This window comes from Candidatus Ornithobacterium hominis (genome assembly GCF_951229915.1).
GTDB classification, from domain to species: domain Bacteria; phylum Bacteroidota; class Bacteroidia; order Flavobacteriales; family Weeksellaceae; genus Ornithobacterium; species Ornithobacterium hominis.
Map to the genome: position 1 here is coordinate 1,287,620 of NZ_OX579588.1, position 12,203 is coordinate 1,299,822.

13 protein-coding genes are annotated in these 12,203 nt (G+C 36.4%); 9 read left to right on the top strand and 4 right to left on the bottom strand.

The window, feature by feature from the left end; all coding sequences use genetic code 11:
* Positions 1-14: 14 nt before the first annotated feature.
* On the bottom strand, positions 15-1,319 hold the full coding sequence (rimO, locus tag QOX03_RS06035; protein WP_283670435.1) for a 30S ribosomal protein S12 methylthiotransferase RimO: 1,305 nt from the start codon (positions 1,317-1,319) through the stop codon (positions 15-17).
* 187 nt (positions 1,320-1,506) lie between these two features.
* On the opposite strand from rimO, the gene mtaB reads away from it, so the two are divergent.
* From mtaB to QOX03_RS06050, 3 genes are read left to right on the top strand one after another with little or no spacing between them, the layout of a single operon-like run.
* The gene (mtaB, locus tag QOX03_RS06040; RefSeq protein WP_283670436.1) at positions 1,507-2,853 is read left to right on the top strand and encodes a tRNA (N(6)-L-threonylcarbamoyladenosine(37)-C(2))-methylthiotransferase MtaB; all 1,347 of its coding nucleotides are present in this window, start codon (positions 1,507-1,509) and stop codon (positions 2,851-2,853) included.
* Positions 2,850-3,503, top strand: coding sequence for an alpha/beta fold hydrolase (locus QOX03_RS06045; RefSeq protein WP_283670437.1), 654 nt, complete (start codon positions 2,850-2,852; stop codon positions 3,501-3,503). The genes mtaB and QOX03_RS06045 overlap by 4 nt, the downstream gene beginning before the upstream one ends.
* Before the next feature lie 48 nt (positions 3,504-3,551).
* Positions 3,552-4,031, top strand: coding sequence for an inorganic diphosphatase (locus tag QOX03_RS06050; protein ID WP_283670438.1), 480 nt, complete (start codon positions 3,552-3,554; stop codon positions 4,029-4,031).
* 86 nt (positions 4,032-4,117) lie between these two features.
* On the opposite strand, the gene QOX03_RS06055 is transcribed toward QOX03_RS06050, so the two are convergent.
* Genes QOX03_RS06055 through QOX03_RS06065 form a run of 3 tightly spaced genes read right to left on the bottom strand, consistent with a single transcriptional unit; the run spans position 4,118 to position 6,851 of the window.
* A complete protein-coding gene (locus QOX03_RS06055; RefSeq protein WP_283670439.1) occupies positions 4,118-5,194 on the bottom strand; it encodes an ABC transporter permease in 1,077 nt (358 codons plus the stop codon).
* 14 nt (positions 5,195-5,208) lie between these two features.
* A complete protein-coding gene (locus QOX03_RS06060) occupies positions 5,209-6,306 on the bottom strand; it encodes a BT_3928 family protein (RefSeq protein ID WP_283670440.1) in 1,098 nt (365 codons plus the stop codon).
* Positions 6,303-6,851 (bottom strand): DUF1599 domain-containing protein, encoded by a 549-nt coding sequence (locus QOX03_RS06065; RefSeq protein ID WP_283670441.1) that lies wholly within the window; start codon positions 6,849-6,851, stop codon positions 6,303-6,305. Before QOX03_RS06065 ends, QOX03_RS06060 begins: the two co-directional genes overlap by 4 nt.
* Positions 6,852-6,914: 63 nt before the next feature.
* Between QOX03_RS06065 and folP the strand changes: the two genes are divergently transcribed.
* The 6 genes from folP (at position 6,915) to QOX03_RS06095 (ending at position 12,187) form a co-directional block, all read left to right on the top strand.
* The gene (folP, locus tag QOX03_RS06070) at positions 6,915-7,772 is read left to right on the top strand and encodes a dihydropteroate synthase (RefSeq protein ID WP_283670442.1); all 858 of its coding nucleotides are present in this window, start codon (positions 6,915-6,917) and stop codon (positions 7,770-7,772) included.
* Positions 7,759-8,496 carry a 23S rRNA (guanosine(2251)-2'-O)-methyltransferase RlmB gene (gene rlmB, locus QOX03_RS06075; protein WP_119059749.1) on the top strand — a complete coding sequence of 246 codons (738 nt, stop codon included), beginning with the start codon at positions 7,759-7,761 and terminating at the stop codon, positions 8,494-8,496. The genes folP and rlmB overlap by 14 nt, the downstream gene beginning before the upstream one ends.
* Before the next feature lie 241 nt (positions 8,497-8,737).
* Positions 8,738-8,986 carry a hypothetical protein gene (locus QOX03_RS06080; protein ID WP_283670443.1) on the top strand — a complete coding sequence of 83 codons (249 nt, stop codon included), beginning with the start codon at positions 8,738-8,740 and terminating at the stop codon, positions 8,984-8,986.
* A gap of 10 nt (positions 8,987-8,996) precedes the next feature.
* Complete coding sequence (tpiA, locus tag QOX03_RS06085; RefSeq protein ID WP_283670444.1) at positions 8,997-9,749, top strand: triose-phosphate isomerase; 753 nt, start codon at positions 8,997-8,999, stop codon at positions 9,747-9,749.
* A 227-nt stretch (positions 9,750-9,976) separates the two neighbouring features.
* The gene (locus QOX03_RS06090; RefSeq protein ID WP_119059747.1) at positions 9,977-10,813 is read left to right on the top strand and encodes a 1,4-dihydroxy-2-naphthoyl-CoA synthase; all 837 of its coding nucleotides are present in this window, start codon (positions 9,977-9,979) and stop codon (positions 10,811-10,813) included.
* A gap of 339 nt (positions 10,814-11,152) precedes the next feature.
* Positions 11,153-12,187 (top strand): FISUMP domain-containing protein, encoded by a 1,035-nt coding sequence (locus tag QOX03_RS06095; protein WP_283670445.1) that lies wholly within the window; start codon positions 11,153-11,155, stop codon positions 12,185-12,187.
* Positions 12,188-12,203 lie beyond the last annotated feature (16 nt).

Consider the following 12,203-nt stretch of genomic DNA (forward strand, 5'->3'; position numbering starts at 1 on the left):
AAGGCTTAAAAAATTTATGGAATCATTTTCCCAATCAAATCAAACTCAGAAGCTTCCTCGATTTCAACTTCTACAAATTCCCCAGGTGATAAATAAACCTCTTGAGCTGGAATCAGAACTTCATTATCCACATCGGGCGAATCAAATTCCGTTCGGCCAACAAAATAGTCGCCTTCTTTTCTATCAATCAGGACTTTCATTTTTGAGCCGATTTTTGCTTGATTCAGCTCATAAGAAATTTGTGATTGAATTTCCATAATTTCTTCCACTCTCCTTTCTTTTACTTCCTGCGGAATATCATCGCAGAGATGAAAAGCATGCGTGTTTTCCTCATGACTGTAGGTAAAACACCCCAAGCGGTCAAATCGTTGCAGCTTTACCCATTCTTTTAATTCTTGAAAATCCTCTTCAGTTTCACCTGGGTAGCCACAAATCAAAGTGGTACGAATCGCCATATTCGGAACTTTTTCTCTAAACTGTTCCAGCAAAGCATTGGTTTTTTCCTTGGTTGTTCCGCGCCGCATGGATTTTAAAATCTTAGTAGAAATATGCTGCAACGGAATATCAATATAATTACAAACTTTAGGTTCGTTTTTGATGACGTCCAAAACACCTTCAGGGAAGCCAGTTGGGAACGCGTAATGCAAGCGAATCCACTCAATGCCATTCACTTGCACCAAAGCTTTCAATAAATCAGCTAAAGCTCTTTTGCCATAAATGTCTAATCCATAATAAGTTAAATCTTGAGCGATTAAAATTAACTCTTTTGTCCCTTTTGCTGCTAATTTTTCTGCTTCTTTCACTAAATCTTCTACAGGCGTTGAGCGATGAGCTCCACGCATCAAAGGAATTGCACAAAACGAACACGGGCGATCGCAACCCTCAGCAATCTTCAGATAAGCATAGTGGCGGGGAGTTGTAGTTAATCGTTCGCCCACCAATTCATGTTTATAATCTGCACCAAGCGCCTTTAGTAGCAAAGGCAAGTCTCGTGTACCGAAATATTGATTCACGTTTGGAATTTCTTTTTCCAATTCAGGTTTATAACGCTCAGATAAACAACCTGTTACGAAAACCTTTTCCACCAAACCTTTTTCTTTTTGCTCTACAAAATTAAGAATGGTATTGATGGATTCTTCTTTTGCATTTTCAATGAAACCACAGGTATTAATCACCACAATCTCCCCCTTTTTCTCATGAGCCACCTCTTTGCCATTGGCTTTCAGTTGCCCCATCAAAACTTCACTGTCATAAATGTTTTTAGAACACCCTAAGGTAACGATGTTAATTTTCTTTTTCCCGACTGATTTTGTACGCATATTTATTTATGAGCCCGCAAAAGTACTGAATTTTAATTGGTAATCATAATGTTAATTTTATAAACATTTAGAATTTAATGATTTAAAATTAAGGGTAATTTTCATTTCATACTCAAAATTTTTTAAGGCTTAAAAAATTTTTCGTTAAAATTTAAATAAGCTCTAAAATTGATTGTAATTTTGTAAAATGTTTGAAATAAATGCTGTTGAAAATAATTTAAAATCAGTTGCGTTTTATACGCTGGGCTGTAAATTAAATTTTTCTGAAACCTCTACCATCGCCCGTAATTTAAAGGAAAATGGCTACCATGAAGTGAATTTTGATGATAAATCTGATGTTTATGTCATCAATACTTGTTCGGTAACGAATAATGCCGATAAAGAATGTCGCCAGATTGTGAAAAAAGCACGCCAAACTAATCCCGATGGGTTCATTGTCGTGGTAGGATGCTACGCTCAGCTAAAACCGCATGAAATCGCTGCTTTAGATGGCGTTGATTTAGTCTTGGGGGCTAAAGAAAAATTTAATATAGCTCATTTTTTAAAGGCTTTGAAAAAATCAGAAGAGGCCGTGGTTCATTCATGCGAGATAGAAGAGGCTGATTTCTACGAGAGTGCTTATTCAATAGGAGATAGAACGCGCGCTTTTCTCAAAGTTCAAGATGGGTGTGACTATAAATGTACGTATTGTACTATTCCGCTGGCACGGGGGATTTCAAGATCAGATAGTATAGAAAATATTTTACAAAAAGCCGATGAAATCGCATCGCAAGGCATTAAAGAAATTGTGCTGACTGGGGTAAACATTGGTGACTATGGCAAGGGTGAATTTGGTAATAAAAAACATGACAATACCTTCCTTGAACTGGTTGAAAGACTAGACAAAGAGACAAAAGTAGAGCGTCTGCGCATCAGCTCAATTGAACCGAATTTGCTGAAAAATGAATTGATAGAATATACGCTCAATAGCCAAAGATTTGTTCCACATTTTCACGTGCCGTTGCAGTCTGGGTGTGATGAATTACTCAAAAAAATGAAACGCCGATATTTGACGGCTTTGTACAGAGAGCGTGTGGCAAAAATCAAAGAAATAATGCCTAATGCCTGCATTGGTGTAGATGTGATTGTCGGTTTCCCAGGTGAAACTGAGGAAAACTTTATGGAGACGTATCATTTTCTAAACGAGTTACCTGTGAGTTATTTTCACGTATTTACGTACTCAGAAAGAGATGACACGCCCGCTGCTACCATGGAAAATCCAGTGCCAATAAAATTAAGAAAAAAGCGAAATAAAATGCTTAGAATTCTCAGCGAAAAAAAGAAAATGGAGTTTTATCGTAGCCAACTGGGGACTGAGCATGTTGTATTGTGGGAATCTGAGAATAAGAATGGAAAAATAGAAGGCTATACAGAAAATTATGTGCGCGTCCAAACTAATTTTGATGAAAAATTAATCAATCAAAAAATGGATGTAAACCTAGCATATATAGATAATAATGGAGTGGTAGAAATTCAAATACTAGAGAGGGTATGAAAATTTATACAATCAGTGGCTTAGGAGCAGACATCAAATCTTTTGAGTTTTTAGAATTAAATCCTGACGTGGAACTGGTGGAATTACCCTGGCTAGAACCACTAAAATCAGAAAGCATAGAGGATTACGCTCGGCGAATGGCCGCACCAATAGATGCTAAAAAAGATTTTATTTTGATGGGCTATTCATTCGGAGGAATCATTGCACAAGAAATTTGTGAATTCCTAAAACCCAAGAAATTAATTCTGATTTCGACAATTGTGCATGAGAATGAAAAGCCAAACTTTATGCGCTGGGGAAGGAAAACAAAAGCTCATCGCTGGCTACCCTATTCCTTTTTTACCAACCATAAAGTTCTTTCGTATACTTTTTTCAGAAAACTATATGACCCGCATTTACCCCAGCTGAGTCGCTACTTCACACACACAAGCCATTCATACCTGAAGTGGTCGGTTAAAAACATTACACGGTGGGAAAAGAAAAGTACTTTTGAGGGGGAAATACTGCGCTTGCATGGCTCGAGAGATATTGTTTTCCCTTCAAAAAAAATTAAGAAAGCTCAATTCATTCCAAAGGGAACGCATCTGATGCTCCTACAAAGAGCAAAGAAAATTTCTAAAGAAATTAATGATTTTGTGACAGAAAAATAGTGAAAAAGTTAATAAATAATTACTTTTGCCTAGATTTAAAGAAAATTTATGAAAGTATTTGATGTTATCATTGAAATCCCGAAGGGAAGTAGAAATAAATATGAGATGGATAAAGAATCGGGGCGAATTCGCTTGGATAGGACAATTTTTTCCTCTATGCACTACCCTGCCGACTACGGTTTTGTACCCAATACTCTGGCACAAGATGAAGACCCGCTAGACGTACTAGTATTGGTGACTGCCCCCACTTTCCCAGGATGTTTGATTGAAGTGAAAACCATTGGCGTTTTCCATATGGAAGATGAAAAAGGTCCTGATGAAAAATTAATTTGTGTTCCCGTCAAAGATCCCATTTGGAATATTATGGAAGATTTAGACGATATCAACCCACATTTGAAGAGTGAAATTGAACATTTTTTCCAAGTTTACAAAGATTTGGAGAAGAAAAAAGTAGATGTGAAAGGCTGGGGAAGCCGAAAAGAAGCTGAAGAAATTCTAGAAGAATGTATTGAACGCTACCTTGGTTAAGTCAAAAAAATAAGCTTTAGAAAAAACCTCTTGAAATTAAAACAAAGAGGTTTTTTTATTGAAATTTTTTAAGCCTTAAAAAAAAATTATTGACTTCTCACACGAGGGTCTAAAAACCCATAAATAATATCTACCAAAATATTGATGAAAATAAAGGCAACCGCAATCACCAAAACAGCACCCATAATGACTGGCTGGTCTAAGGTATTGAGTGCTTTTACGATTTCTTTCCCTAAGCCGTCCCAGCCAAAAATAAATTCAACGAAAACAGCCCCTGCGAGCATTCCTGCAAACCACCCCGATGCCGCAGTAATTACAGGATTTAGAGCATTACGCAAAGCGTGTCGCCAAATGATTTGTTTTTGGTTTAACCCTTTAGCGTAGGCTGTGCGAATGTAATCTTGATTCAATACGTCTAGCAGTGAATTTCGAGTTAATTGTGTAATCACCGCTAGCGGACGAATGCCCAAAGTTAGAGCTGGTAAAATCAGATTTTTAAAGCTTAAATATTTTCCCGTCCCGTAGTCATCAACTTCATACAAACTTCCCGTCATATTTAATCCTGTGTAACGATGCAAAACAAATGCAAAAAGCCAAGCAACCAAAATTGCAGCAAAAAAAGACGGCAAACTCATGCCCACTGAAGTGGTGACTAAGAGAATTTTATCTACCCATGAATTTTTTTTCAAGGCGGAAATAATTCCCAAGAAAATACCAAAAATAAAGGCAATCAAAATCGATGTTATGGCTAAAATTAAAGTATTGGGTAGCGTCTGAGCTATAATATCACTGACTTTGGTGCCATTCTGTTGGTAACTTTCTCTTAAATAGGGTATTTTGAGTGCCAAACTTCCCTTTTTTGTCTGAATAACTTGAAATCCATTAAATTTTTTATCATCCCAATGCGTGTAGCTTTTATCATCAATTGCATGAAAGCTAATGGGTGACAAGTCGTTGAGGTAATATAAATACTGAACCAAAAGATTTTGATCTAGCCCCAACTGATGCCTGATTTTTGCCAATTGTTTTGGGTCTTCATTTTGGTCAAGCATCATTCGTGCTGGGTCGCCTTGCATTACATTAAACAGTAAAAAAACAACCGTGACTACGCCTAGAAAAGTGATGAAACTGTAACTAATTTTTTTTAAAATATATTTAAACACTATTTAAATTAAGTTTAAAGTTGAGAAGGCAAATCACGCCAATGAAATTTATTTTTAATAATACCTTTCTCCAAAATCATAACGCCAGGGTTTGCTCGTATCATCGTTTTAAGCGTAATGCCATCAACTAAACACGGTGGCAAACCAAAAGTCGGATTTTCATTTGTTGACAAATGAATTTGTGGAATTTTTTTATTCCCAGCTACATTCAGCCAAGTAGTCACAGCATTTCGCTCTTCTTCATTTACCTCTAACGGAAAAGGAGTAATGACCAGTATAACTTTTTCTTCATTCAGAATTTTTTGCGTTTGGTCTTCATTATTACAATAAATCACAAAATCGTGAATAGGCGGTTCATAACCTTTTTGAATCACTTCATCCTCCGTTCCTATAAATTCATAAATAGACTGGTCTCCCCAATATTTTGGATCTCCCATGTATTCTTCTTCACTGATTTTCAGCATTTTATCATTTAGCGTATTTCTCAGCGTATATTGTGTTTTGAACTTCGTTTGAGGAAGCCCCAATTCTTTAGCAGACTTCATGCCTTCCACAATATTTTTCCCAACCGCATAGGCTCTGAAATCTTTGATAGGTAAATGCCAAATGCCACGATAAGCTAAAAAAATAGAGAATAGTAAACCTAAACTTAAGAATGTATAAGCGTAAGGTTTTGAAATCCAACGATAAATGTATTTTCTCTCCCAGAATAAAAATAAAATGCCGATGAGTAAAATTATGTCTTTACCAAAAGATTGCCACGGAGTGAATTTGAGTGCATCACCAAAGCAACCGCAATCGGTCACCTTATTGAAATAAGCTGAATAAAAAGTTAAAAATGTGAAAAATACAATAACGAATAAAAGCGAATAAAGTGTAAACTTCCGCCACAACCCCATCAAAAGCAGAAATCCTAAAATAATTTCAAAAATTACAAAAAATGTAGCTAAAGGCAAGGCATAATCAATCAAAAAAGCTAAATCTAGCACATCTGGGGCAAAATATTCTTCTAATTTATAAGAAAAACCTCTTGGGTCTACCACTTTGACTAGGCCAGAAATAATGAAAAATATACCGACAAATACTCGAATTAAACTGACTAAAAATTTCATGAATTGGAATTTTCTTCTAAAAGGATTAAACTAAAAACAGCATAATTTGCCATATCAAGAAAATTTGCTGGTAAGCCTTCAGAAATAATGGTTTGCCCAGCATTATCTTCAATTTTTTTGATACGATACAATTTTTGCATAATCAAATCAGTAATGGAAGAAATTCGCATATCTCGCCAAACTTCTCCATAATCATGATTTTTAGCCTGCATCAATTCAAAAGCTTCTTTCGTAAATTCATCATACAAATCCATTGCTTCTTGATGATTGATATCAATCTGATTTGCAAAACCTTGGTTTAGCTGAATTAAAGCAATCATTGAATAGTTAAAAATCGCAATAAATTCGCTTTTATCATCCTCATCCACACGGCGTTCATTTATCTCTTGCAGCGTCCTTAGTCGATTAATTTTAATGTAAATCTGGTCGGTAACAGAAGAAGCTCGTAAAATTCGCCAAGAAGCACCATAATCTTTTAATTTATCCTCAAACAACGAGCGGCATTCTTTTACCACATTTTTGTATTCATTTATTGTTTTTTCCATATTTTCGTAACTTTAAAGTCTGTCAACAACAAAAGTAAACCTTCTGTTTAAACTAAACAATTTATGACAATTAACTGCAAAGGTCAATTATTAGATTTAGAAAAACCAAAAGTCATGGCGATTCTCAATCTCACGCCCGATTCATTTTTTGATGGCGGGAGAAACAATAATATTTCTAAAGCCTTAAAAAAAACAGAAGAATACCTAAACGAAGGAGCCAACATTATCGACATCGGAGCGCAGTCAAGCCGTCCTGGGGCAGATTTTTTGGAAGAAGAGGAAGAACTTCAGCGAATGATGCCGACATTGGAAGCCATTTTGCAAGAATTTCCACAAATTATAATTTCGGTAGATACCTTTTGGTCAAAAGTTGCTCGAGAAAGTATAGCGGCAGGGGCAGCGATTATCAATGATATTTCTGCTGGCTCTATTGATGAAAAAATGTTTGAAACCGTGGGAGAATTAAAGGTTCCTTACATTCTGATGCATATGCAAGGCACACCCACTGATATGCAAAAAAATCCACAATACGAGAACATTACGATAGAAATTAATCAGTTTTTTGCTCAAAAAATTCAAGCCTTAAAAAAATTAGGGGTAAATGATATCATCTTAGACCCAGGCTATGGGTTTGGTAAAAATTTGAACCATAATTATGAATTATTGCAAAATCAAAAATTTTTAGGCTTTGAAAAATTTCCAATTTTAGTCGGTATATCCAGGAAATCAATGCTGTGCCGATTGCTAAAAGTTAATCCTGAAAATGCACTCAACGGCACTACAGCATTACATATGCTGACCTTACTCGGCGGAGCTCATATTTTGCGCGTGCATGATGTGAGAGAAGCTGTGGAAAGTATTCAAATTTTTGAAGCTTTTAAAAACCCAAAAAAAATTAATTTAAACAATGAAAGGAAATAAAATATACGGAATTAATCCCGTTTCTGAAGCGATAGAAAGCGGGAAGACAATAGATAAAATGATGGTACAGAAGGGCTTGAAAGGTGATTCGGCACAAGTCTTGCTAAAAAAAGCTAGAGACCTAAACATCCCGACACAATATGTTCCTGTCCAGAAATTGAATAGATTGATGAGTGGAAATCACCAAGGTGTGATTGCGTTTCTTTCCCCGATTGATTTTTATTCTATCGAAAATGTTTTGCCTAGTATTTACGAGCAAGGTAAGAATCCACTTTTTTTAATTCTTGACCGTGTAAGCGACGTCAGAAACTTTGGTGCCATTGCCCGCACAGCGCAGTGCTGTGGCGTAGATGCTATCATTATTCCTGAGAAGGGAGCAGCTGCCATCAACGAAGATGCGGTGAAGACTTCCGCTGGAGCCTTATTTAAAATCCCAGTTTGTCGAGAGAGAAATTTAGCTAAAACCATTGAATTCCTGCAACTGTCAGGTATACAGGTGATTGCTTCAAGCGAAAAGAGTGAAAAAAATATTTATCAGACTGATTTGGGGAAACCGCTTGCGCTTCTCATGGGTAACGAAGGTGAAGGAATTGCACCAGAACTCATCAAAAAATCAGATGAAGTAGTACATTTGCCCATTCTCAGTGATATGGATTCGCTCAATGTTTCGGTAGCTTGCGGAGCTTTACTCTACGAATGTATCCGTCAGCGTAATTTTACGTAAAGCTTGTTTAATTTTTCAAGAAGATTATTAAAAAAGTTTTTCTATTTGAATTTGAAAAATTTATTCGAGATAAATTAAATTGAAAAGAAAAAATCAAATACTTGCTAATAAGTTTCAAAAAAATAAAAAAAGAAAGCTGTAGATTCTTGTTAAATGAAAAAAAATCGTTAAAATTTGGATGAGCTCTTAAAATATATTTATTTATTAAGCCTTATTTATTAAATTTACAAAAACTAAAAAAATGACCTATTCAACCATCGTTGGCTTGATGCTTACCGTTATTGGGCTATTCCTTTTTATCTTGCAAGAGCCAGATTATACATACAAAGAATTTTATATTGCAACGCTTTTGGCTGGTGGCATAGGACTTTTTTTGGGTGGAATTATGGGATATGCTCAGAAAAAACGTAAAAAAGTAGTTGACCTAAAATTCACTTCTAGAGAAAGTGACCGCATGCTAAAGGAAGAAGATAGTGGGCTTAAATTATAATTAAATAACAATGAGAAAAAAAATTGTAGCTGGGAATTGGAAAATGAACAAAACCTGGGAAGAAGCTAAAAATTTATTATTGAATATCAATAACTATGTATCTGCACATGAGACTTGCGAAGTGATTGTGGCTCCGCCAGCACCTTACTTGGATAAGGCTACAGATATTTTCCAAAGTAAAGCAAAAATTGCGGCACAGAATGTATCTGAATATGAAGATGGCGCTTACACAGGAGAAATTTCAACAGGAATTTTAAAATCCATCAATGTAGAAATCGCAATTATAGGGCATTCTGAGCGTCGCTCTTTGTTTGGCGAAACCAACGAAATGATTGGTAAAAAGGTAGACCGCGCTTTAAATGAAGGAATTACACCTATCATCTGCTGCGGGGAAGTTTTAGAGGAAAGAAAATCAGGAAATCAGCAAAAAGTCGTGTCTGAACAACTGATTGCTGCTTTGGCAAAAGTAGATACTGATGGAGCTAAAAATATAATAATTGCTTACGAACCCGTTTGGGCAATAGGTACAGGTGAAACTGCAAGCCCTGAGCAAGCACAAGAAATGCATAAAGCCATCAGAGATTTATTGGCAGAAAAATACACCCAAGCTGTTGCTGATGAAATCCGAATTTTGTACGGTGGAAGCGTGAAACCTAGTAACGCCGAAGACTTATTTAGTCAACCCGATATCGATGGGGGATTGGTAGGAGGTGCCTCACTTAACGCCGAAGATTTTAAAGCAATTATCAGCGCTGGAAGTTAAGTTTTTTAAATCGTAAAGGTGAGACGATAGAAATCTGAACTTGATGTTTTTGCAATTTATTCAAATTATTTTATAGCTAACCTCAAAGTTGCTCATCATCATATTATTTTGACATTGAGTTTGATGCGCTAAATTTTAGTATTTTGAGCAACTTTTTTATAATGCACCTCAGGTAAAATTGATTTCTTTTTTATTATTTTTAAAGGCTTAAAAAAAATCATATTACTATGAATTGGAAAATCGTTGATAAATTCAATTTCACAGATATTACATACAAAAAATGCAACGGAGTAGCTAGAATTGCTTTCAATCGTCCAGCGGTGCGAAATGCGTTCCGTCCTAAGACTACCTCTGAACTACTACAAGCTTTTCAAGATGCACAAGAAGATACTAGAGTCGGAGTTATTCTGTTAAGCTCAGAAGGCCCGTCACCCAAAGATGGAAAATGGGCTTTTTGTAGTGGTGGAGACCAATCTGCTAGAGGGAAAGAAGGCTATGTGGGTGAAGATGGGTATCATCGTTTAAATATTCTAGAAGTTCAACGCCTAATCCGCTTTATGCCCAAGGTAGTGATTGCAGTTGTGAATGGTTGGGCTGTGGGTGGAGGACATAGTTTGCACGTGGTTTGCGACATGACTTTGGCGAGTAAAGAACATGCGATTTTTAAACAAACTGATGCAGATGTAACTAGTTTTGATGGGGGCTATGGGTCTGCTTATTTAGCTAAAATGGTGGGGCAGAAAAAAGCTAGAGAAATATTCTTTTTAGGGCGAAATTATTCTGCACAAGAGGCATTTGAAATGGGAATGGTCAACGCTGTGGTAGAGCATGATAAACTGGAAGAAACGGCCTATGAGTGGGCGCAAGAAATTTTGAAAAAATCGCCTATTTCTATCAAAATGCTAAAATTCGCCATGAATCTAACCGATGACGGTATGGTAGGGCAACAAGTTTTTGCTGGTGAAGCGACACGTTTAGCTTATATGACGGATGAAGCTAAAGAGGGAAGAGATGCTTTTTTAGAAAAGAGAAAACCCAATTTTGAAAAAAAATGGATACCGTAAAGATTTAAAATTATTTTAAATGGCATTTGCTTATTAATAAAATAGAATAAAGAAGAAATAAATAGCCGTTAAAAACAATCAAACCTCTAGTGTTCAATAAGATGAATGCTCAAAATAGTTGTGTGACATTGCAAGAAAGCCTAGGCGAGAACATCAATATAATGCTTATAATAGTGGTATTTAACTTGAAAAGAATGATGAATAAATAGAAATTACTTTTTTCAATCTTTATCTATCAAATTTTCAATCTTATTCCTATATTTTTCAACTTTTTCAACCTCAGATGTAGTGTAGTTAAAAAGATTATTTTTGAGGATAAAACTACAAAAATTAAAACAAATGAAGAAATTATTATTTTCTTTAGCCATATTATCAGCGATTGCGGTCACTGCTCAGGTGGGCATTAACACAGATGAGCCAAAAGCCATGCTAGACATCAGCGCAAAAGACGACCAAAAAGGAGACCTTCGCATACAAGATGTTGAGGAGGAAAAATCCACCCAATGGCTTTTAATTTGGGATGAAAAAGACCAAAAGGTGAAGCGCACAAATCTTTCAGGGATTAAAAGAGAAATATTGAATGAGATAAGGATAGATTATATTCGTAAGAAGCAGCCAGCCAGAGCTGGGGATATCATCAATAAAATCAAACAATGTACGCCAGAAAACATACTTTTTGATAAGCACTTTGGTGACGGCAAGCATGATTTTGTGTATTGTGCCACAATAGTAAGTGATAAAGTGGGCAATAAAGAATACAATAAAACATGGCTCAACCTTAACCTTGGAGCGGCGTATGCAGACATAAATAGTCCTAATTTTAACCCTACCGTTAATAAAACAGGCGAAGCAATCCACAGTGACGAAAATCTCTACGGTTCATTATACCAATGGCAAAGAGCAAGTGATGGGCATGAGTTTAGGGATTCAGATACTGCTCTCGACCAAGCAAAAAATTGGGTAAATACAGGAGATTCAGTGGGGAAGTTTATTACTGGAAGCGAAAACTGGGTAAAGGATGGTAGTGATGCATCAGGATCAGAATTACGCTTGTGGCAAGCAGGCGGAGTTAATAACCCTTGCCCGTCAGGTTACCATGTTCCGACTATAGAGGAGTGGGATGAATTACTCAATGTACTAGGAGGTGGAAATAAAGTGTGGAGTCAGACTAAGTTGCCAAACCTTGCAGCTGCTGGCTTCCATCGCTATGTCGATGGTTTACTGTACTACAAGGGTTCTCGCGGGTACTACTGGAGTAGCTCTGCTAGCGACAGTAGCTACGCTCGCTACATGTACTTCCGCAGTAGCTACAGCGGTACGAACGGCATCAACCGCCGAGCTTACGGGTACAGCGTGCGTTGTATTGAGAATTAATCTTCCCCTCTACTCA

Bases quoted from the DNA above. Each gene is read 5' to 3' on its own strand.
- QOX03_RS06050 (WP_283670438.1), top strand. From the start codon at position 3,552: ATGAAAGTATTTGATGTTATCATTGAAATCCCGAAGGGAAGTAGAAAT.
- rlmB (WP_119059749.1), top strand. From the start codon at position 7,759: ATGAAAGGAAATAAAATATACGGAATTAATCCCGTTTCTGAAGCGATA.
- QOX03_RS06095 (WP_283670445.1), top strand. From the start codon at position 11,153: ATGAAGAAATTATTATTTTCTTTAGCCATATTATCAGCGATTGCGGTC.
- QOX03_RS06090 (WP_119059747.1), top strand. From the start codon at position 9,977: ATGAATTGGAAAATCGTTGATAAATTCAATTTCACAGATATTACATAC.
- rimO (WP_283670435.1), bottom strand. From the start codon at position 1,319: ATGCGTACAAAATCAGTCGGGAAAAAGAAAATTAACATCGTTACCTTA.
- QOX03_RS06080 (WP_283670443.1), top strand. From the start codon at position 8,738: ATGACCTATTCAACCATCGTTGGCTTGATGCTTACCGTTATTGGGCTA.
- mtaB (WP_283670436.1), top strand. From the start codon at position 1,507: ATGTTTGAAATAAATGCTGTTGAAAATAATTTAAAATCAGTTGCGTTT.
- folP (WP_283670442.1), top strand. From the start codon at position 6,915: ATGACAATTAACTGCAAAGGTCAATTATTAGATTTAGAAAAACCAAAA.
- QOX03_RS06045 (WP_283670437.1), top strand. From the start codon at position 2,850: ATGAAAATTTATACAATCAGTGGCTTAGGAGCAGACATCAAATCTTTT.
- QOX03_RS06065 (WP_283670441.1), bottom strand. From the start codon at position 6,851: ATGGAAAAAACAATAAATGAATACAAAAATGTGGTAAAAGAATGCCGC.
- tpiA (WP_283670444.1), top strand. From the start codon at position 8,997: ATGAGAAAAAAAATTGTAGCTGGGAATTGGAAAATGAACAAAACCTGG.
- QOX03_RS06060 (WP_283670440.1), bottom strand. From the start codon at position 6,306: ATGAAATTTTTAGTCAGTTTAATTCGAGTATTTGTCGGTATATTTTTC.